This window comes from Acinetobacter sp. V2, from assembly GCF_001188385.1.
GTDB classification, from domain to species: Bacteria; Pseudomonadota; Gammaproteobacteria; order Pseudomonadales; family Moraxellaceae; genus Acinetobacter; species Acinetobacter oleivorans.
Genome location: NZ_JZFB01000002.1, coordinates 53,580 through 54,527, shown reverse-complemented (window position 1 = coordinate 54,527; position 948 = coordinate 53,580). Strand labels below are relative to the sequence as shown.

Sequence of the window (948 nt, the reverse complement as noted above, 5' to 3'; positions counted from 1 at the left end):
CCCTCTTGAGTATCATTTAAATTGAGCATGCGAGCCAATAAAATTGGCCCAATTTCAGAGATGGTAGTACGAATAGGGTGGCCTTGTTGGCCAAATAAATCCCAAAAAACAATTGGATTAGCTGCGAAAGGAACACTATCAATCTGCAAAAGCTTTAGTCGTTCATTAAATTTATCTGAAGCTTCTCCCGCTTTGGCGAGACTCGAAACATCACCTTTAGCATCGGCAAGAAATACCGGTACACCAATTCGAGAAAAACTCTCTGCTAGAACTTTTAACGTAACTGTTTTACCTGTACCCGTGGCGCCCGCAATAAGTCCATGGCGGTTAGCAAACTGGGAAAGTAAAACAATTTCTTTGGATGTGTCATTAATATTTTTAGCAATAACAATCGGTGTACCCATATATTTTTATCCTGTGGTTCGAGTCACTATGATCTTGTCGTTTTTACAGTTGTTTCAGTGCATTTTCGATATCTTGTATTAAATCTTGTGGATCTTCTAGTCCTATACAGAAGCGAACCAATAATCCTTGTTGTAAATGTGTATTCTCAAGTTTTCTCATCATTTTTAAATCATAAAGCATAATCAGACTAACGGGTCCTCCCCAGCTAAAACCGAGCTTAAATAATGCTAAGGCATCGCAGAAACGACGTACGGCTGTAATGTCATATTCAGGTTTGAAAATAACACTGACTAGACCAGCACTTTGACTGTCTATACAGATTTCTTGCCAATATTGATGGCCTGGGGCGGTCTCATCACTTGGATGTAGAACTTGTGCAAATTGAGATTGGTTTTTTAGCCATTTAAGTAAAGTTTGAGCATTAGCTGATTGTTGTTCATAACGTAAAGACATATGAGCAAGACTGCGTTGGACTTGAGCTGCATCGTCTCCTGAAACTGCAATACCTAAAATGGCATGCGTACGGAACAGGTGGTGATGAAG

The 948-nt window shown here is 39.6% G+C and carries 2 protein-coding genes; both read right to left on the bottom strand.

Going from position 1 to position 948, the window contains the following annotated elements:
- Positions 1–404: helicase HerA-like domain-containing protein (locus UC75_RS20900; RefSeq protein ID WP_228137236.1), on the bottom strand; the 404-nt coding region annotated here is incomplete at its 3' end.
- Positions 405–447: 43 nt separating this feature from the next.
- On the bottom strand, positions 448–948 hold a 501-nt coding region (locus UC75_RS20895; protein WP_228137235.1), incomplete at its 5' end, for a PLP-dependent transferase.